The sequence below is a fragment of the Streptomyces lichenis genome (assembly GCF_023218175.1).
Lineage (GTDB): Bacteria > Actinomycetota > Actinomycetes > Streptomycetales > Streptomycetaceae > Streptomyces > Streptomyces lichenis.
The window spans coordinates 24,497-44,166 of sequence record NZ_JALPTH010000011.1; the positions used below are offsets into that span (position 1 = coordinate 24,497).

At 72.9% G+C, this 19,670-nt stretch carries 14 protein-coding genes; 10 read left to right on the forward strand and 4 right to left on the reverse strand.

What is annotated here, in order from left to right:
* Positions 1–38: 38 nt before the first annotated feature.
* From M1O15_RS13180 to lysA, 3 genes are all read left to right on the forward strand, one after another.
* Complete coding sequence (locus M1O15_RS13180; RefSeq protein WP_248633971.1) at positions 39–1,691, forward strand: amidohydrolase; 1,653 nt, start codon at positions 39–41, stop codon at positions 1,689–1,691.
* A 206-nt stretch (positions 1,692–1,897) separates the two neighbouring features.
* Complete coding sequence (locus M1O15_RS13185) at positions 1,898–2,260, forward strand: SAV_915 family protein (RefSeq protein WP_248633979.1); 363 nt, start codon at positions 1,898–1,900, stop codon at positions 2,258–2,260.
* Positions 2,261–2,271: 11 nt separating this feature from the next.
* Complete coding sequence (gene lysA, locus M1O15_RS13190; protein ID WP_248633983.1) at positions 2,272–3,606, forward strand: diaminopimelate decarboxylase; 1,335 nt, start codon at positions 2,272–2,274, stop codon at positions 3,604–3,606.
* 75 nt (positions 3,607–3,681) lie between these two features.
* Here the strand turns inward: lysA and M1O15_RS13195 are convergent, their stop codons facing one another.
* Positions 3,682–5,565 carry an APC family permease gene (locus M1O15_RS13195; RefSeq protein WP_248633985.1) on the reverse strand — a complete coding sequence of 628 codons (1,884 nt, stop codon included), beginning with the start codon at positions 5,563–5,565 and terminating at the stop codon, positions 3,682–3,684.
* 501 nt (positions 5,566–6,066) lie between these two features.
* Here M1O15_RS13195 and kdpF point away from each other — a divergent pair.
* The 6 genes from kdpF to M1O15_RS13225 are packed head-to-tail and all read left to right on the forward strand — an operon-like array spanning position 6,067 to position 13,955.
* Complete coding sequence (gene kdpF / locus M1O15_RS13200; RefSeq protein ID WP_248633987.1) at positions 6,067–6,156, forward strand: K(+)-transporting ATPase subunit F; 90 nt, start codon at positions 6,067–6,069, stop codon at positions 6,154–6,156.
* Between the two features lie 8 nt (positions 6,157–6,164).
* Positions 6,165–7,829, forward strand: a complete 1,665-nt coding sequence (kdpA, locus tag M1O15_RS13205) for a potassium-transporting ATPase subunit KdpA (protein ID WP_248633988.1) — start codon at positions 6,165–6,167, stop codon at positions 7,827–7,829.
* A complete protein-coding gene (gene kdpB, locus M1O15_RS13210) occupies positions 7,826–9,931 on the forward strand; it encodes a potassium-transporting ATPase subunit KdpB (RefSeq protein WP_248633989.1) in 2,106 nt (701 codons plus the stop codon). The genes kdpA and kdpB overlap by 4 nt, the downstream gene beginning before the upstream one ends.
* Positions 9,932–9,938: 7 nt before the next feature.
* Complete coding sequence (locus M1O15_RS13215) at positions 9,939–10,646, forward strand: potassium-transporting ATPase subunit C (RefSeq protein WP_248633990.1); 708 nt, start codon at positions 9,939–9,941, stop codon at positions 10,644–10,646.
* Positions 10,647–10,689: 43 nt separating this feature from the next.
* Positions 10,690–11,373, forward strand: coding sequence for a response regulator (locus M1O15_RS13220; protein ID WP_248633991.1), 684 nt, complete (start codon positions 10,690–10,692; stop codon positions 11,371–11,373).
* 59 nt (positions 11,374–11,432) lie between these two features.
* On the forward strand, positions 11,433–13,955 hold the full coding sequence (locus M1O15_RS13225) for an ATP-binding protein (protein WP_248633992.1): 2,523 nt from the start codon (positions 11,433–11,435) through the stop codon (positions 13,953–13,955).
* A gap of 69 nt (positions 13,956–14,024) precedes the next feature.
* Here the strand turns inward: M1O15_RS13225 and xdhC are convergent, their stop codons facing one another.
* From xdhC to M1O15_RS13240, 3 genes are read right to left on the reverse strand one after another with little or no spacing between them, the layout of a single operon-like run.
* Entirely contained in the window at positions 14,025–14,834 is an 810-nt protein-coding gene (gene xdhC, locus M1O15_RS13230; RefSeq protein ID WP_248634100.1) for a xanthine dehydrogenase accessory protein XdhC, read from the reverse strand.
* A gap of 1 nt (position 14,835) precedes the next feature.
* Positions 14,836–17,235, reverse strand: coding sequence for a xanthine dehydrogenase molybdopterin binding subunit (xdhB, locus tag M1O15_RS13235; protein WP_248633993.1), 2,400 nt, complete (start codon positions 17,233–17,235; stop codon positions 14,836–14,838).
* Complete coding sequence (locus M1O15_RS13240; protein WP_248633994.1) at positions 17,232–18,707, reverse strand: xanthine dehydrogenase small subunit; 1,476 nt, start codon at positions 18,705–18,707, stop codon at positions 17,232–17,234. The genes xdhB and M1O15_RS13240 overlap by 4 nt, the downstream gene beginning before the upstream one ends.
* A 525-nt stretch (positions 18,708–19,232) precedes the next feature.
* On the opposite strand from M1O15_RS13240, the gene M1O15_RS13245 reads away from it, so the two are divergent.
* Entirely contained in the window at positions 19,233–19,526 is a 294-nt protein-coding gene (locus M1O15_RS13245; RefSeq protein WP_248633995.1) for a YkvA family protein, read from the forward strand.
* Positions 19,527–19,670 lie beyond the last annotated feature (144 nt).

The following is a 19,670-nucleotide window of genomic DNA, read 5'->3' on the forward strand; positions in this document are numbered from 1 at the left end:
CCCCTCCCGTCCACGACACCCGCACCCGGAGCCACCCCATGTCCGCCACCACCACGGCCGCCGACCTCGTCCTCACCGGCGGCCCGGTCCACACCGTCGACCCGGTCCACCCCCACGCCACCTCGGTGGCCGTCCGCGGCGACCGGATCATCGCGGTCGGCCACGACGAGGTCCACGACCTGATCGGACCCGCCACCGAGGTCGTGGACCTGCGCGGCCGCCTGCTCGTCCCGGGCTTCCAGGACGCCCATGTCCACCCGGTCGGCGGGGGAGTGGAGATGGGCCAGTGCGACCTGTCCGGCGCCACCGGCGCGGACGACTGCGCCGCCCTGATCCGCGCTTACGCCGAGGCCCACCCCGACCGCCCCTGGATCACCGGCGGCGGCTGGTCCCTGGACGCCTTCCCCGGCGGCACCCCCGACCGGCAGCTGCTGGACACCCTCGTCCCGGACCGCCCCGTCTACCTGGTCAACCGCGACCACCACGGCGCCTGGACCAACAGCCGCGCCCTGGAGGCCGCCGGAGTCACCCGCGACACCGCCGACCCCGCCGACGGGCGGATCGAACGGGAGGCCGACGGCCACCCCAGCGGCATGCTCCAGGAAGGGGCCATGCACCTGGTCGCCGACCACGCGCCCCCGGTCACCCCCGACGAACAGCTCGCCGGGCTGCTGCGCGCCCAGGCCCTGCTGCACTCCTACGGGATCACCGCCTGGCAGGACGCCCTGCTCGGCGAGCACGCCTCCATGGCCGACCCGGCACCCGCCTACCGGCGCGCCGCCACCGAGGGCCTGCTGACCGCACGGGTACGCGGGGCGCTCTGGTGGGACCGCACCCGCGGCCTCGAACAGCTCCCCGAACTGCTGCACCGGCGCTCCGAGTTCACCGTCGGCACCCTCAAGGCCCACAGCGTCAAGATCATGCAGGACGGCATCGCGGAGAACCACACGGCCGCGATGCTCGCCCCCTACCTCACCGCCTGCGGCTGCGCCTCCGGCAACGCCGGGATCTCCTTCGTCGACCCCGCCGCACTCGGCGAGATCGTCACCCGGCTGGACCGCGAGGGCTTCCAGGTGCACTTCCACGCCCTGGGCGACCGCGCGGTACGCGAGGCCCTGGACGCCGTCGAGACCGCGCAGCGCGCCAACGGCCGGCGCGGCAACCGGCACCACCTCGCCCACCTCCAGGTGGTGGACGCCGCCGACATCCCGCGCTTCCGGGCCCTGGGCGCCACCGCCAACATCCAGCCCCTCTGGGCCGCGCACGAACCGCAGATGGACGAGCTGACCATCCCGTTCCTCGGCGCCCGGCGGGCCGCCCGGCAGTACCCGTTCGCCGACCTCGTCCACAGCGGGGCGCCGCTGGCGGCCGGCAGCGACTGGCCGGTGTCCAGCCCCGACCCGATCGCCGGGCTGCACACCGCCGTCAACCGCCACCAGCCCGGATCCGGCCGCCCGGTCTTCCTGCCGGAGCAGCGCATCACCCTCGGCGCGGCCCTGACCGCCTACACGGCGGGCAGCGCCCATGTGAACCACCTGGACCACACCGGCACCATCGCCCCGGGCAAGCTGGCCGACCTCGCCGTGCTGGATCGCGACATCTTCGCCCGCCCCGCCGACGAGATCGCCCAGGCGCGGGTGGAGCAGACCTTCGTCGGAGGCCGCCGGGTCCACCACGCCCCGGACGCCTGACCCCCCGGCCACCCGTGCCCGTCCGCGACCGCGCCGGGCGCGCCGGCGGCGTCAGCGGACCGTATGGATACGGCCGACCACCGTCAAGGTCCCGTCATCGCACGGCCCATGGCGCGGAAGCGGGGGATACCGTCGATGGCGCGCCCCGGGTCGCCTCCCCGCGTCCGGGGCCCCACCAGCTTCCGCCGTTCCCCTGGGAGGGCCCGATGTGCCTGTTCCGCTACGACGACGACCCCGAACCCGAGGAACCGGACCCGGCCGGCCCGCTGTTCGTGCCGGTGCGGCCGGGACACGCGCGCCTGGGCGTACGGCTGTTCCGCACCCCGCTGGGCGCCCGTACCGCCGTCGGCTTCACCAGTGCCGAACGGCTGGCCGCCACGCTCGGCGCCGAGCAGCCCTGGATCCGGCTCTCCGTGGCGGTGCTCCGCTCGCTGGCGGAGCCGGTCGGGGCCTCGCTGGTGACCGTCGACCCGACGCTGACCGCCCCGGCCGCCACCGGCGCACCGGCGTCCGGCCCCGGCGCGGATCCCGGCACCCAGCGCCCCGGATCCCTGGCCCGGACCGTCTGAGGGGAGCCGCCATGACCGTCACCGCGCTGCCCGAGGCCGCCACCGGCACCGGCGACCTGTCCGTCTGGCCGGCGTCCACCACCCGGCTTGCCCAAGGGGACCTGGCCGTCGGCGGGGTGTCCCTCGCCGAGGCCGCCGAGCGGTTCTCCACCCCGGTCTACCTGCTCGACGAGGGCGAGGTGCGCCGGCGCTGCCGCACCTACCGGGATGTCTTCCCGGACACCGAAGTCCTCTACGCGGCCAAGGCGTTCCTCTCCCGCGCGATGGTGCGCTGGGTACGGGAGGAGGGGCTCGGCCTGGACGTCTGCTCCGCGGGGGAACTCGAACTCGCCGTCACCGCGGGCTTCCCGCCCGAGCGCATCGTGCTGCACGGCAACGCCAAGTCGCCCGCGGACCTCGACAACGCGCTGCGGCTCGGGGTCGGCCGTATCGTGATCGACTCCCCCTCGGAGATCACCCGGATCGCGGCCGCCCTCGGCAAGCGGGACCGCCAGAAGGTCCTGCTGCGGATCGTGCCGGGCGTCTCGGCGGGCGGGCACGACAAGATCCGCACGGGCACCGACGGCCAGAAGTTCGGTCTCTCCCTGACCGACGGATCGGCGCAGGACGCCATCGAACGCGTCCTCGGCCGGCGGCGGTTGCTCCTGGCCGGGCTGCACTGCCACATCGGCTCCCAGATCACCGAGGTGGAGCCCTACCTCGCCGCGCTGCGCCGGATGGTGGAGCTGATGGCCCGGATCCGCGACCACCACGGCCTCACCCTGACCGAGCTCGACCTGGGCGGCGGCCACGGCGTCGCCTACCGGCCCGGTGAACCGGCCCTCGACCTCACCGCCCTCGCCCACCGGGTGCGCACCACCCTGGCCGAGAGCTGCGCGGCGGCCGGGCTGCCGGTGCCCCGGCTGCTGATCGAACCGGGCCGGGCCGTCGTCGGGCCGGCCGGGGTCGCCCTGTACCGGGTGCTCACCGTCAAGCGCACCGGCGGCACCACCTTCGCGGCCGTCGACGGCGGTATGAGCGACAACCCGCGGCCCGCGCTGTACGGAGTGCGGTACGCGCCCCGGCTGGTGGGCCGCGCCTCCACGGCACCCACCCATGCCACCACCGTCGTCGGCCGGCACTGTGAGGCCGGCGATGTGCTGGCCGCCGGGGTGGAACTGCCCGCCGACCTCCGCCCGGGCGATGTGCTCGCCGTCCCGGTCGCGGGCGCGTACCAGGTGTCCATGGCCTCCGGGTACAACATGGTCGGCCGCCCTCCGGTCGTCGCGGTCCACCAGGGCACGGCCCGGCTGCTGATCCGCCGCGAGACCCTGGCGGACCTGAGCGGCCGGGACATCGGCGGCTGAGAGCCGGGTCGCCACCGGACGAGGAAGGGCCGGGCCTCCGCCGCACGCGGGGGCCCGGCCCTTCGTCGCCGGGCCTCAGGCGGACGGCCGGGCGGTGATGCGGAAGCGCAGCCGGCAGACGGCGGCGTCGGTGCCGCGGCGGACCGCGTGGGCGACGACGGAACCGCGCTGGTTCTGCAGCAGCCGCTGCCACAGGCGAGCGGGCTCGGTCTCCGGGATGAGCACGGTGACCTGCGCGTCGGGGTGCGCCGCCGTCAGCTCGCGGACGTGGTCGCGCACCGGGCGGCCCAGCGAGCGCGCCACCGTGGGGAGTTCCACCAGCTCGACCCCCGGGTCCCACAGGTCCCAGTCGCGGCGCAGGGCTTCGGCGGCCCGCCGGTCCTCGGGGTCGGCGTAGGTGACGGTGATTGCCCGGACCTCGTCGCCCAGGGAGCGCGCGGCGGTCAGGGCCTGGCAGGTCAGCCGGGAGATGCCGGAGACGGGGACCACCACCAGGGACCGCACCCGGCGGGGCGGGCCGGGGATCCGGCCGAGCTCCAGGCACGCGCCGATCCGGTCGTAGGCGCGGTGCACCCGCTCGAAGGCGACGACCAGCAGGGGCAGGGCGAGGACGATCAGCCAGGCCCCCTCGGTGAACTTGGTGGCGGTGACGACCACGGCCGCGATGCCCGTGGTCAGCGCGCCGAAGCCGTTCAGGGCCGCCTTGGCCCGCCAGCCGGCGGGGCGCCCGGTGCTCCAGTGCCGGACCATGCCGGCCTGGCAGAGGGTGAAGCCGACGAAGACGCCGATGGCGAAGAGCGGGACCAGGGTGTTGGTGTCGCCGCCGGAGAGCACCAGCAGGGCGCCGGAGACCACGGCCAGGGCGAGCACGCCGTGCCGGTGCACCTGCCGGTCGGCCTTGAGGGCGAAGACATGCGGCAGGTGGTTGTCCCGGGCCAGCAGGCCCATCAGCACCGGCAGCCCGCCGAAGGAGGTGTTGGCGGCGAGCGCCAGCAGCACCATGGTGGCGAACTGCACCACGTAGAACACCGCGTTGTGCCCGAAGGACGCGTCGGCGAGCTGGGCGAGCACCGTCACGCCCTCCACCGGCCGCAGCTGGAAGCGGCCGATGAGCACCGACAGCCCGATCAGCATGGTGCCCAGCAGGGCTCCGAGGGCCACCTCGGTCCGCTGGGCGCGGCGCGCGGCCGGTGCCCGGAAGGACGGTACGGCGTTGGCCACGGCCTCCACACCGGTCAGCGCCGAGCAGCCGGCCGCGAAGGCCTTCAGCAGCAGCAGGGCGCCCACGGCGGTGGCCCCTTCACCGAGCGCCGAGGGATGGCCCGCTGCGGAGGCCGTGCTCACCGGGGTGTCGCGGAGCAGACCGGTCACGATCATCGCCAGGACGGAGCCCACGAACACCGCGGTGGGGACCAGGAAGGCCTTCGCGGAGCCGACGATGCCGCGCAGGTTCACCGCGGTGACCAGGACCAGCACCGCCAGGCAGAGCCACACCCGGTCCGCGTACAGCGCCGGGAAGGCCGAGGTCAGCGCGGCCACCCCGGCGGTGACCGAGACGGCCACGTTCAGCACGTAGTCCAGGACCAGCGAGCCGGCGGCGACCAGGCTCGCCCGCCGCCCCAGGTGCCGGCGGGCGACCGCGTACGCGCCGCCGCCGTCCGGGAAGGCGGCGACGACCTGCCGGTAGGAGGCGACCAGCACGGCCAGCAGCGCGGCGATCGCCAGGGTGACCGGGAGGGTGAAGCCGAGCCCCTGGGCACCGGCGGCCGCGAGCACCAGCACGATCGCCTCGGGCCCGTACGCCACGGAGGCCATCGCGTCCAGCGACAGTGCCGCCAGACCCTGGAGCGCGGTGAGCCGGTGCCGCTCACCCGCCGTCTCGTCGGCGGCGGTATCGGGGGGTTCCTCCGGCCCGCGGTCCTCGGCGTCCGGGGTCGGATGTGCGGTGTGAACGGCCATGTCGGCGGTACCTCCGGTCGAGCTGACGGAGGGACAGCGTCGCCGCCGGCGGACCCGTCCACCAGCACCGTTGACGGCATCCATACGACTGACCGGCCACTTTTCACGCGTCCCTGACGAGGTGGGCGGAGGCGGCGTACGGAGTGCGTCAAGCCCCCGGGCGGGTCGGCCCTCGGCCGTGCTGCCGCCGGTGGCGGACCTGATCGTCCGGGGCCGCCGATGACCCGGTCGGGTGACCGCCTCCGCGCCGCCGGCGTCAAGACCGCGTCAACGCCGAGGCCGCCGGCGTATGGGCGGCGTCAAAGCTGGGGCTCCGGCCGTAAGAGGCCCGTCAAAGCGGCTTACCCCCCGCCCGCCGCCGAGGTTTGCTCTTCCTCGGCCACACCGGCCGAAACACGTCCCTACGACCCAGGAGCTCACGATGGCCGATCTGGCCTTCGTCGCCGCCACGATCGCGGTCTTCGCGCTGGTGGCGCTCATCGCCCGGGGGGTGACCAAGCTGTGACCGTCGAGAACGTCGTCGGCCTCGTCGTGGCCGTCTCCCTGCTCGGCTACCTCGTCCTCGCCCTTGTGTTCCCGGAGAGGTTCTGAGCGCCGGTATGAGTTCCCAGACAGCCGGCCTGCTCCAGCTGCTCGCCCTGATCGGCGCCCTCGCGCTGGCGTACCGCCCGCTCGGCGACTACATGGCGCGCGTCTACTCCTCACAGAAGCACTACGCGCCGGAGCGGTGGATCTACCGGGCCATCGGCGCCGACCCGGCGGTGGAGATGCGCTGGCCGGCCTATCTGCGCGGAGTGCTCGCCTTCTCCGCGGTGGGCGTCCTCTTCCTGTACGGGCTTCAGCGGCTGCAGGGCAGCCTGCCCGGCTCGCTCGGCTTCGTCTCGATCGACCCGGACCAGGCGTTCAACACCGCCGCGTCCTTCGTGGCCAACACCAACTGGCAGTCGTACTACGGCGAGCAGGCCATGGGCCACCTCGTGCAGACCGGCGGCCTGGCGGTGCAGAACTTCGTCTCGGCGGCCGTCGGCATGGCCGTCGCGGTGGCCCTGGTCCGCGGCTTCGCCAGGAGCCGCACCGGTGAGCTCGGCAACTTCTGGTCGGACCTGGTGCGCGGCACCGTGCGCGTCCTGCTTCCGCTCTCGGTGGTCGGCGCGCTGGTGCTGGTCGCCTGCGGGGTGATCCAGAACTTCGCCGGCATCCACGAGGTGGGGCAGTTCGGCGGCGGCACCCGGCAGTGGAACGGCGGCGCGGTCGCCTCCCAGGAGGTCATCAAGGAGCTGGGCACCAACGGCGGCGGCTACTTCAACGCCAACTCCGCCCACCCCTTCGAGAACCCCACCCCGTTCTCCAACCTCTTCGAGGTCTTCCTGATCCTGCTCATCCCGTTCTCCCTCACCCGGACCTTCGGCCGGATGGTCGGCAACCTTCGCCAGGGCTACGCGATCCTCGCCACGATGGGCGTCATCTGGGTCGCCTTCACCGGGCTGATGCTGTGGACCGAGTTCGCCGGCCGCGGGCCCGCCCTGGAGGTGGCCGGCGGCGCCATGGAGGGCAAGGAGACCCGGTTCGGCATCGCCGGCTCCTCGCTCTTCGCGGTGGCCACCACGCTCACCTCCACCGGCGCGGTCAACTCCTTCCACTCCTCGTACACCGGCTTCGGCGGCGGCATCACCCTGCTCGGCATGCAGCTCGGCGAGATCGCCCCCGGCGGCGTCGGCTCCGGCCTCTACGGCATGCTGGTCATGGCCGTCATCGCGGTGTTCATCGCCGGACTGATGGTCGGCCGCACCCCCGAGTACCTGGGCAAGAAGATCGGCACCCGCGAGATCAAGCTCGCCGCCTGCTACCTCCTGGTCACCCCGGCCCTGGTGCTCTGCTTCACCGCGGCCGCCATGGCGCTGCCCACCCCGGCCGGCTCCATGACCAACAGCGGCGCGCACGGCTTCTCGGAGATCCTCTACGCCTACACCTCCGGCGCCAACAACAACGGCTCCGCCTTCGCCGGCCTGAACGCCGACACCCAGTGGTTCAACTCGACCATCGGCATCGCCATGCTGCTGGGCCGCTTCCTGCCGATGGTGTTCGTGCTGGCGCTGGCCGGCTCGCTGGCCCGGCAGAAGCCGGTCCCGGAGACCGCGGGCACCCTGCGCACCGACAAGCCGCTCTACGCGGGCCTGCTCGTCGGCACGATCGTCATCATCACCGGTCTGACCTACTTCCCGGCCCTGGCACTGGGGCCGCTCGCCGAAGGACTCGCAGCATGAGCACCGCCACGCCCACCAGGGCACCGCAGCACGACGCACCAGCCGGCGAGCAGCCCGGCGGCGGGCGGGTCGGCGGCGGCCTGTTCGACCCCCGGCAGCTGCTCACCTCGCTCCCGGACGCGGTCCGCAAGCTGGACCCGCGGGTCATGGTCAAGTCACCGGTGATGTTCGTGGTGCTGGTCGGCTCGGTGGTCACCACCGTGCTGGCCTGCGCCGACCCCACGGACTGGTTCGGCTGGGCGATCACCGCCTGGCTCTGGCTCACCACCGTCTTCGCCAACCTGGCCGAGGCGGTCGCCGAGGGCCGCGGCAAGGCCCAGGCCGACACCCTGCGCAAGGCCAAGACCGACTCCGTCGCCCGCCGCCTGGGCGAGGACGGCACCGGCGAGGAGCGGATACCGGGCTCCCGATTGCGCATCGGCGACATGGTCGTCTGCGAGGCCGGCGACACCATCCCCGGCGACGGGGACGTCGTCCAGGGCGTGGCCTCGGTGGACGAGTCCGCCATCACCGGCGAGTCGGCCCCGGTCATCCGGGAGTCCGGCGGCGACCGCTCGGCCGTCACCGGCGGCACCAAGGTCCTCTCCGACCGGATCACCATCAGGATCACCACCAGGCCGGGTGAGACCTTCATCGACCGGATGATCAACCTGGTGGAGGGCGCCGCCCGGCAGAAGACGCCCAACGAGATCGCGCTGAACATCCTGCTCGCCTCGCTGACCATCGTCTTCCTGCTGGCGGTGGTGACCCTCCAGCCGTTCGCCGTCTACGCCGGCGCCGAGCAGTCGATGATCGTCCTGACCGCCCTGCTGGTCTGCCTGATCCCCACCACCATCGGCGCGCTGCTCTCGGCCATCGGCATCGCCGGCATGGACCGCCTGGTCCAGCGCAACGTCCTGGCCATGTCCGGCCGGGCGGTCGAGGCCGCCGGCGACGTCTCGACCCTGCTGCTCGACAAGACCGGCACCATCACCTTCGGCAACCGCCAGGCCGCCGAGTTCCTGCCGGTCCCGGGCACCACCGAGGACGAACTGGCGGATGCCGCCCAGCTCTCCTCGCTGGCCGACGAGACCCCCGAGGGCCGCTCGGTGGTGGTGCTGGCCAAGGAGCGGTACGGGCTGCGCGAACGCCACCAGGGCGAGCTCGCCCACGCCGAGTGGATCGCCTTCACCGCCCAGACCCGGATGTCCGGCGTGGACGTGGACGGCCGCAAGGTCCGCAAGGGCGCCGCCGGCTCCGTCATCGCCTGGGTACGGGAGCGGGGCGGGCAGATCGGCGAGGCGGCGGGAGAGCTCGCCGACCGCATCGCACAGGCCGGCGGCACCCCGCTGCTGGTCGCGGTGGAGGACGGCCGCGGCGCCCGCGTGCTGGGGGTCCTCCACCTCAAGGACGTGGTCAAGGACGGGATGCGCGAGCGGTTCGACGAACTGCGCCGGATGGGCATCAAGACCGTCATGATCACCGGTGACAACCCGCTCACCGCCAAGGCCATCGCCGACGAGGCCGGGGTGGACGACTTCCTCGCGGAGGCCACCCCCGAGGACAAGATGGCCCTGATCAAGCGGGAGCAGGCCGGCGGCAAGCTGGTGGCGATGACCGGCGACGGCACCAACGACGCCCCCGCCCTGGCCCAGGCCGACGTCGGCGTGGCGATGAACACCGGCACCTCGGCCGCCAAGGAGGCCGGGAACATGGTGGACCTGGACTCCGACCCCACCAAGCTCATCGAGATCGTGGAGATCGGCAAGCAGCTCCTGATCACCCGGGGAGCCCTGACCACCTTCTCCATCGCCAACGACGTGGCCAAATACTTCGCGATCATCCCGGCCATGTTCGCCGTGGTGTATCCGGGCCTGGACACGCTCAACATCATGCGGCTGGCCTCCCCGCAGTCCGCGATCCTCTCCGCCGTGGTCTTCAACGCGTTGATCATCGTGGCCCTGGTGCCGCTCGCCCTCAAGGGCGTGCGCTACCGGCCCACCAGCGCCGACCGGATGCTCCGCCGCAACCTCGGCCTCTACGGACTCGGCGGCCTCATCGCCCCGTTCGTCGGCATCAAGCTCATCGACCTGCTCCTCTCCCTCCTCCCCGGAATCGGCTGAGACGATCATGAACACCTCCGTAGCCGCGACCGCACGGCTCCTCGGCGCCGGACTGCGCGCGCTCCTCGTCCTCACGGTGATCTGCGGCGTGCTCTACCCGCTGGCCCTCACCGGCGCCGCCCAGACCCTCTTCCCCGGCAAGGCCGACGGCTCCGAGATCACGGACCAAGGCGGCCGGACCGTCGGCTCCTCCCTCATCGGGCAGACCTACACCCTCCCCGGCGGCGACCCGGAGGAGGCGGCCAGGCCCGACCCGCGCTGGTTCCAGCCGCGCCCCTCCGACGGGCTCGGCGCCAACAGCGTGAATACGCAGTACACGCTGCTCCTGTCCGGTGCCACCAACCGCTCCGCCGACAACGGCGCGGTCGACGGCGCCTGCCCGAAGGACGCCGAGGAGGGCACCCTCTGCGCCCAGGTCACCGCCGCACAGCGGGCCGTCGTCGCCGACAACTCCACCGCCTCCTACACGGTCGCGCCCCGGGACGTACCGGCCGACGCGGTCACCTCCTCCGGCTCCGGCCTGGACCCGCACATCTCGCCCGCCTACGCCGAACTCCAGGTCCACCGGGTCGCCGAGCGGAACAAGCTCGGCGTCGAGCGGGTCGAGCAGCTGGTACGGGAGCACACCGAGGGCCGCACGCTCGGCTTCATCGGCGAGCCCCGGGTCAACGTCCTGGAGCTCAACACCGCGCTGAAGTCGCTCATCCGGAGCTGATGGCACGCCCGACGTCCCGGCGACGAACAAAGGAGACCTGCCCATGCCCCGGGTGCTCGTGGTGGAGGACGATCCCCAGCTCGTCCGCGCACTGAGGATCAACCTCCAGGCACGCCGCTTCGAGGTGGAGGAGGCACCGGACGGCGGCACCGCCCTGCGGCTCGCCGCCGCCCGCACACCCGATGTGGTCCTGCTGGACCTGGGACTGCCGGACATCGACGGCATCGACGTCCTGAAGGAGATCCGCGGCGGAAACCGCATGCCCATCCTGGTCCTCTCGGCCCGGCACACCTCGGAGGAGAAGGTCCGCGCCCTGGACGCCGGCGCGGACGACTACGTCACCAAGCCCTTCAGCATGGACGAGCTGCTGGCGCGGCTCCGCGCGGCCGTACGGCGCCAGGAGGCACCCGCCCAGGGCACCGTGCCCGCCACCGTGCGGACCGCGGACTTCACCATCGACCTGACCGCCAGGAAGGTGGCCCGCGCCGGGAGGCCCGTACGCCTCACCCCCACCGAATGGCACCTGCTGGAGATACTCGTCACCCACCCGGGCCACCTCGTCTCCCAGCGGAAGCTGCTGCTGGAGGTCTGGGGCCCCGCCTACCGGAACAACGCCAACTACCTGCGGGTCTACATGGCCCAGCTGCGGCGCAAACTGGAGTCGGACCCCTCCCACCCCCGCTACCTCATCACCGCGCCGGGCATGGGCTACCGCTTCGAACCCTGAACCGCCCCGGCCGGGGCCCTTCGGAACCATCGCACCAGCACACACGAGAAGACGGCGGTATGGGACGCGGCAAGCTTCGGATCCACCTCGGCGCGGCACCGGGCGTCGGCAAGACCTACGCCATGCTCTCCGAGGCGCACCGCCGGCTCGAACGGGGCACCGACTGCGTCGTCGGCTTCGTGGAGCACCATGGCCGGCCGCGCACCGAGGTGATGCTGCACGGCCTGGAGCTGGTCGGGCGGCGCGAGATCGCCTACCGGGACGGCGTCTTCACCGAGATGGACGTCGACGCGGTCCTCGCCCGGCGCCCCGCCGTCGCCCTGGTGGACGAACTCGCCCACACCAACGTCCCCGGCTCGCGCAACGCCAAGCGCTGGCAGGATGTCGAGGAACTCCTCCGGGCCGGCATCGACGTCGTCTCCACCGTCAACATCCAGCACCTCGAATCCCTCGGGGACGTGGTCGAGACGATCACCGGCGTCCGCCAGCGCGAGACGGTCCCCGACGAGGTGGTGCGGCGCGCCGACCAGATCGAACTGGTCGACATGGACCCGCAGGCGCTGCGCCGCCGCATGGCCCACGGCAACATCTACCAGCCCGACAAGGTCGACGCGGCCCTCTCCCACTACTTCCGCCCCGGCAACCTCACCGCCCTGCGCGAGCTGGCCCTGCTCTGGACCGCCGACCGGGTCGACGAATACCTCAACGAGTACCGCGGCGAGCACGGCATCCGCTCCACCTGGCAGGCCCGGGAGCGCATCGTCGTCGGCCTCACCGGCGGCCCGGAGGGGCGCACCCTCATCCGGCGCGCCGCGCGGCTGGCCGAGAAGGGCGCGGGCGGCGAGGTGCTGGCCGTGCACATCGCGGCCGGCGACGGACTGACCTCCGCCTCACCCGGCGAACTCGCCGCCCAGCGCACCCTGGTCGAGGACCTGGGCGGCACCTTCCACCACGTCATCGGGGAGAAGGTCTCCGACGCGCTGCTGGAGTTCGCCCGCGGGGTCAACGCCACCCAGATCGTGCTCGGCGTCAGCCGCCGCAGATCCTGGCAGTACCTCTTCAGCCCCGGGGCGAGCGCCACCGTCGCCCGCGACTCCGGCCCGGACCTGGACATCCACATCGTCACCCACGACGAGGCCGCCAAGGGCCGCCGGAGCCTGCCGGCCGTGGTGCGGGGAGCCCGGCTCGGCCGGGGCCGGGTCATCCGGGGCTGGCTGGCCGGCCTGCTCGGCCCGGCCCTGCTCACATGGCTGCTCCGGCAGGCGGTGCCGGAGCTCGGGCTCGCCAACGACATGCTGCTCTTCCTCACCTGCACGGTCGCGGCCGCCCTGCTGGGCGGCGTACTGCCCGCGCTGGCCTCGGCGGCCTTCGGCTCCCTGCTGCTGAACTACTACTTCACCCCGCCGCTCCACCGGTTCACCGTCTCCGACCCGAAGAACATCGTCGCCATCGCGATCTTCGCCGGGGTGGCCGTCTCCGTCGCCTCGGTGGTCGACCTCGCCGCCCGGCGCACCCACCAGGCCGCCCGGCTGCGGGCCGAGTCCGAGGTCCTCTCCCTGCTCACCGGCAGCATCCTGCGCGGCGAGGACACCGTGGACGCCCTGCTCTCCCGGCTCCGTGAGACCTTCACCATGGACTCCGTCGCCCTGCTGGAACGCGCCGGCGAGACCGGCGCCTGGTCGACGGTGGCTTCCGTCGGCGCCACCCCGGCCGACCGGCCCGAGGACGCCGACGTCGACCTGCCCATCGGCGACCACCTGGCCCTGGCGCTCTCCGGCCGGGTGCTGCCGGCCGAGGACCGCAGGGTCCTCACCGCCTTCGCCGCCCAGGCCGCCGTGGTCCTCGACCGCCAGCGCCTGCTGCACCAGGCGGGCCAGGCGCGCGAACTGGCCGAGGGCAACCGCATCCGCACCGCCCTGCTGGCCGCCGTCAGCCACGACCTGCGCACCCCGCTCGCCGGCATCAAGGCCTCGGTCACCTCGCTGCGCTCCGAGGACGTCGCCTGGTCCGACACCGACCGGGCCGAACTCCTCGAAGGCATCGAGGACGGCGCCGACCGGCTCGCCGCCCTGATCGGCAACCTGCTGGACATGTCCCGCCTCAGCACCGGCACCGTCGTCCCGCTCGTCCGGGAGACCGACCTGGACGAGGTCGTCCCCATGGCGCTCGGCGGCGTCCCCGAGGACTCCGTGGTCCTGGACATCCCCGAGTCCCTGCCGATGATCGCCGTCGACCGGGGCCTGCTGGAGCGGGCCGTGGCCAACATCGTGGAGAACGCCGTCAAGCACAGCCCCGACGGCCGGCCCGTCCACGTCTCGGCCAGCGCCCTGGCCCACCGGGTGGAACTGCGCGTCACCGACCGCGGTCCCGGCGTCCCCGACGAGGCCAAGGACCGGATCTTCGAACCCTTCCAGCGCCACGGCGACGCACCGCGCGGCGCCGGCGTCGGCCTGGGCCTCGCGGTGGCCCGCGGCTTCACCGAGGCCTTCGGCGGCACCCTGTCCGCGGAGGACACCCCCGGCGGCGGCCTCACCATGGTCCTCACCCTGCCGGTGGCCGAGCCGCCGCCTCCGGCAGGGTGAGGAGCCGCCGCACCGGTGCCCCGTACGGAAGCGGACCCGTGCGGGGCACCGGTGCGGCCCGGCGAGGAGTCAGTCCCCCTCGGTCTCGAAGGTGCGCAGCAGATCGGCGGCCACGCTCACCGCGATCGTCGCGGGTTCCTTGCCGGTGATGTCGGCCAGCCCGATCGGGGTCTTGATCCGGTCGATGACGGCCTCGTCATGACCGCCCTCGGTGGCCAGGCGCCTGCGGAACCGCGCCCACTTGGCCGCCGACCCGATCAGCCCGACGGAGCCGAGGTGGTCGGTGCGCAGGGCGGCGTCGCAGAGCGCGGCGTCCTCGGCGTGGTCATGGGTCATGATCAGGACATGGGTGCCCCGCGGCACCGTCGACAGCACCTCCTCGGGCAGCAGCGGGGTGTGGTGGGTGTGCACCTGCGCCACCGCGTCCCCGAGGACGGCGAGCCGCCGCTCGGTGAGCATGTCGGCCCGGGAGTCGACCAGATGGAGGTCCAGGTCCTGGCGCGCCAGGATGCGCGCCAGCTCCAGGCCGACATGGCCGACGCCGAAGATGGCCACCGCCCGTACCACCGGCAGCGGTTCGAGCAGCACCGCGACCGTGCCGCCGCAGCACTGCACACCGTGCTGGTTGGTCACCTTGTCGTTCAGGGCGAAGTCGATCAGCTCCGGCTCCGGTTTGGACACGGCGATCATCTCCCGGGCCCGGTCGATCGCGACCGCCTCGACATTGCCGCCGCCGATCGAGCCCCAGGTCTCGGTCCGCCCCACGACGAGCTTGGCACCGGCGTCCCGCGGGGCGTGGCCGCGCACGGTCGCGACGGTCACCAGCACACCGGGCTCCCGGCGTGCCCGCAACCGTGCGACCGCGGCCACCCAGGTCATGTCAGGCATGGCTCAGGGCGGTGGTGCGGACCGGCTCCCCGCCGGTGTCGAACGTGCGGCCGTCGCGCCGCACCTCGCCACCGCGGGCCGCCTGGACCGCCCAGTACACCGCCTCCGGGGTCGCCGGGGAGGCGAGGTCCACGCTGACCCCGGCCGGCCCGAACGCCGCCGCGGCCTGCCGCAGCGCCTCGCGTACCGAGAAGGCCAGCATCAGCGGAGGCTCACCCACCGCCTTGGAGCCGAACACCGCGCCCTCCTCGGTGGCGTTCTCCAGCAGCGTGACGTGGAACTCCTCGGGCATCTCCGAGAAGCTCGGCAGCTTGTAGGTGCTGGCGGCCTGGGTCAGCAGCCGGCCCCGGTGCGGGCCGTCACCGGTGTCCCAGCGCAGGTCCTCCAGCGTCAGCCAGCCCGCGCCCTGCACGAAGCCGCCCTCGACCTGACCGATGTCGATCATCGGGGAGAGGCTGTCGCCGACGTCGTGCACGATGTCCACCCGCCGGATGCGGTACGCGCCGGTGAAGCCGTCCACCTCCACCTCGGTCGCCGCGGCGCCGTAGGAGAAGTACTTGAACGGCGAGCCCTGGAACTTCTTCACGTCCCAGTGCAGTCCCTCGGTCCGGTAGAAGCCGGCCGCCGAGAGCTGGACCCGCTGGATGTAGGCGGTGCGGATCAGATCGTCCCAGGCCAGCTCCTGGTCGCTGCCGAGGGCGCGGGCGATGCCCTCGACGATGCGTACGTCCGCGGCGCCCGCGCCCAACTGGGTGGCGGCCACCTGAAGTAGCCGCGTACGCAGCTGCTCGCAGGCGTTCTTGACCGCCGCGCCGTTCAGGTCCGCGCCGGAACTCGCCGCGGTCGCTGAGGTGTTGGGCACCTTGTCGGTACGGGTCGGAGCCAGCCGCACCCGGTGCAGCGGGATGCCCAGGGTGGTCGCGGCCACCTGGAGCATCTTGGTGTGCAGGCCCTGGCCCATCTCGGTGCCGCCGTGGTTGATCAGGACCGAGCCGTCCTTGTAGATCAGCACCAGCGCGCCGGCCTGGTTGAAGGCGGTGAGGTTGAACGAGATGCCGAACTTGACGCCCGTGACCGCCAGCGCCCGCTTGGTGTGCGGGTGCGCGGCGTTGAAGGCCGCGATCTGGCGCTTGCGGTCGGCCAGGCCGCCGTTGGCGCGGACCTGCTCCCACACCGCGGAGATCCGCTCGGGGTGGGTGACCGGCTGCCCGTACGGGGTGGTCTGGCCCTGCCGGTAGAAGTTGCGCTCCCGCAGCTCCATCGGGTCCAGCCCGAGCAGCGGCGCGACCCGGCCGAGGATGTCCTCGATGACGATCATGCCCTGCGGTCCGCCGAAGCCGCGGAAGGCGGTGTTGGAGACCGAGTTGGTCCGGGCGATCCGACCTTCCACCCGCGCGTGGGGGATCCAGTAGGTGTTGTCGATGTGGCACAGCGCGCGGGCCACCACCGGCTCGGACAGGTCCAGGCTCCAGCCGCCGTCGGCGGTCAGGGTGGCGTCCAGGGCCTGGATGCGGCCCTCGGCGTCGAAGCCGATCTTCCACCGGGCGTGGAAGCCGTGGCGCTTGCCGGACATGGTCATGTCCTGGGTGCGGTTCAGCCGCAGCCGCACCGGACGGCCGGTGAGCTTGGCGCCGAGCGCGGCGATGGCAGCGAACCCGTGCGGCTGCATCTCCTTGCCGCCGAAGCCGCCGCCCATCCGCAGGCACTGCACGGTCACCTCGTTGCTGCTGAGGCCCAGGACGTGCGCCACGATCTCCTGGGTCTCCGAGGGGTGCTGGGTGCTGCTCTGGATGAAGACCTGCTCGTTCTCGTCGACGAGCGCCAGCGCCGCGTGGGTCTCCAGATAGAAGTGCTCCTGGCCGGAGAACTCGAACTCACCGGTGAACACATGGGTGGAGTCGGCGAATCCGGCCTCGGTGTCACCGGCCGTCATCACCGGGTTGATGCCGTGGAAGCTGGAGGTGGCGATCGCATCCTTCAGCGTCAGGACCGAGGGCAGCTCCTCCAGCTCCACCTCCACCGCCGCGGCGCCGAGCCGGGCCGCCTCCAGGGTCTCGCCGAGCACCCAGGCCACCGCGTGGCCGTGGAACATGACCTCTTCGGGGAAGAGCGGCTCGTCGTGCTTCATCCCGGCGTCGTTGACCCCGGGCACGTCCTCGATGGTCAGCACCCGGACCACCCCGGGCACCTGAAGCGCCGGCCCGGTGCGCAGTGCGGTGATCCGGCCGTGGGCCTTCATCACCTGGACCGGGTGGGCGTGCAGCACGTCCTTGGTGCGGTGCACCAGGTCGTCGGTGTAGAGCGCGGTGCCGGTGACATGCAGGCTCGCGCTCTCGTGCGGCATGGAGACGCCGACCACGGGCTTCTCGGGACGCTCGGACAGTTGGCTCATGACGACACCGCCTCCTTGGTCTGGGCGTACAGCTTCAGCAGGCTCTGGCCGAGCATCGCGGCGCGGTACTCGGCACTGGCGCGGTGATCACTCATCGGGGTGCCCTGGGCCCGGAGCACCCGGGCCGCGGCCTCGACGGTCCCGGCCGTCCACTCCCGGCCTTCCAGGGCCGCCTCGGTGGCGAGGGCGCGGATCGGGGTGGCGGCCACGCCGCCCAGGCCGATCCTGGCCTTGCGGACGGCGCCGTCCTCGATCTCCAGCGCGAAGGCGACCGCCACGCTGGAGATGTCGTCGAAGCGCCGCTTGGCGATCTTGTGGAAGGCCGTGACCGGCGCGAGCGGCAGCGGGACCCGCACCGCGCGGATCAGCTCACCGGGGCGCCGCACGCTCTGGCGGTACCCGGTGAAGTAGTCCGCCAGCGGCACCTCGCGCTCGCCGTCGGCGCCCGCGAGCACCAGCGAGGCCTCCAGGGCCAGCAGCACCGGCGGGCTGTCGCCGATGGGGGAGCCGGTCCCCAGATTGCCGCCGAGGGTGGCGCCGTTGCGGATCAGCCGGGAGGCGAACTGCGGGAACAGCTCCGCCAGCAGCGGGACGCGGCCGTCCAGCCGGCGCTCGATCTCGGTGAGCGTCAGCGCCGCCCCGATCTCCACCGCGTCGGCCCCCACCTTCAGCTCCCGCAGCTCGGGCAGCCGGTCGATGGCGACCACGCAGTCCGCCCGGCGGGCGCGGATGTTGACCTCCACGCCCCAGTCGGTGGAGCCGGCGACCACCACCGCCTCGGGCCGCTCGCGCAGCACCTGGAGCGTCTCGGCCAGGGTGTCCTTGCGCAGGAACGCGCTGCCCTCCTGGATGTACGAGGTGGCCACCGCCGCGGGCGGCGACTGCTCACGGCGCCGGGCCAGTGGGTCCTCGTCGGCGGGCGCGCCCACGGCGAACGCGGCGTCGCGGATCGGGCGGTAGCCGGTGCAGCGGCACAGGTTGCCGCTCAGCGCGTGCAGGTCAAAACCGTTCGGCCCGTGCTCGGCGTCCTCCGTGCTCTCCGCTCCCTCCGCCGGCTCCGCGTGCGCGCAGCGGCCGGGCCGGTAGTACTCGGCGGCCATGCTGCACACGAAGCCCGGAGTGCAGTACCCGCACTGCGAGCCGCCGCGGACCGCCATCTCCTCCTGCACCGGGTGCAGGGTGGGCGGCGTTCCGGGCTTCCCGGCGGTGGCCAGGCCTTCGGAGGTGACGACCTCCTGGCCGTCCAGCGCCGCGGCCGGGACCAGGCAGGCGTTGACCGCCACCCAGTCGGTGGGCTTGTCCACCCCGGGACGGGCCACCAGGACCGAGCAGGCGCCGCACTCACCCTCGGCGCAGCCCTCCTTCGTACCGGTGAAGCCCTGCTCACGCAGGAAGTCCAGCACCGTGGTGTGGGGAGCAGCCGGTGAAATCGGCGTTTCTTTCCCGTTGACCGTGATCCGCGCTCCTACCATGACGGGCCTCCGTTTCGGTGCGCGACGGGTCGATTCATCATGTTCGCCAATTTCGGGCAGCTTTCTGTGTTCCGGCGCACCCCCGGTGATCAGGAGGCGGCCGCGCCACGGCACGCGTCAGGCGTCAGCGATTGCCGAGGGATACCGAGAGAGGGTGACAGCAGGACCCGGAACGTGCCACGGACGGGAGGCGCGTCGAGACGGCGGCGAGCTCAGCAGCCGTGCCGGGAAGAGGTGACAGGGGTCCGGGGACCCGTCACCACGGCGCGTTCAGGAGCCGTGGGCGATGCGACCCGGAATCCAGACCGTGCGATGAGCGAGGCGACTGAGATCGGAGCAGGTGTACATCCGCGGGTCGCCTCCTTTCGGTCATGACGGGTCGACGTCTCACGCAAAGTAGTGGCTGCGTCCGAGGTGGTCAAGGGGTCGACCACCGGCTGCTCCTCCCCGCCGAGGACCGCGACCGAACGGGGCCGTCTGCCGCTGAGGGCTCATCACCGCCGCCGCGGCGGGTAGACGCCCCTCATGGACGGTGTCTCCTGGTGGCTCATCGGCGCGGCCGTGCTGGCCGTCGCCACGGCGGTCGGTGCCCTCTGGCTGCTCATCCGGCTGCTCCGGGCGCGCCGGCTGCTGCTGAACGCCGGGGTGCCGCTGCGGGACAAGGCGCTGTTCTGGGCGGCCGTCGTCTACACCGTCTCCCCGGTGGACCTGGTGCCCGACCCGGTCTACCTGGACGACATGGGGGTGCTGCTGCTCGCCCTGCGCACCCTGCACTCCGCCGCCGCCCGCCGGCGGACGCGGCTCGATCACTCCGCGTAAGGAGTCGGTGGCGGACCGGGGCCGGACCGGCAGGCGGCCCTCCCGCCCGCCCGAAGGGGCATTTCCTGACAGTTCGGATCGTTATTCGTTTGACGACGTCCAAAGAGGGTCACTGGTGCCTAGGGGCCTCGCCCGGGCCTCCAC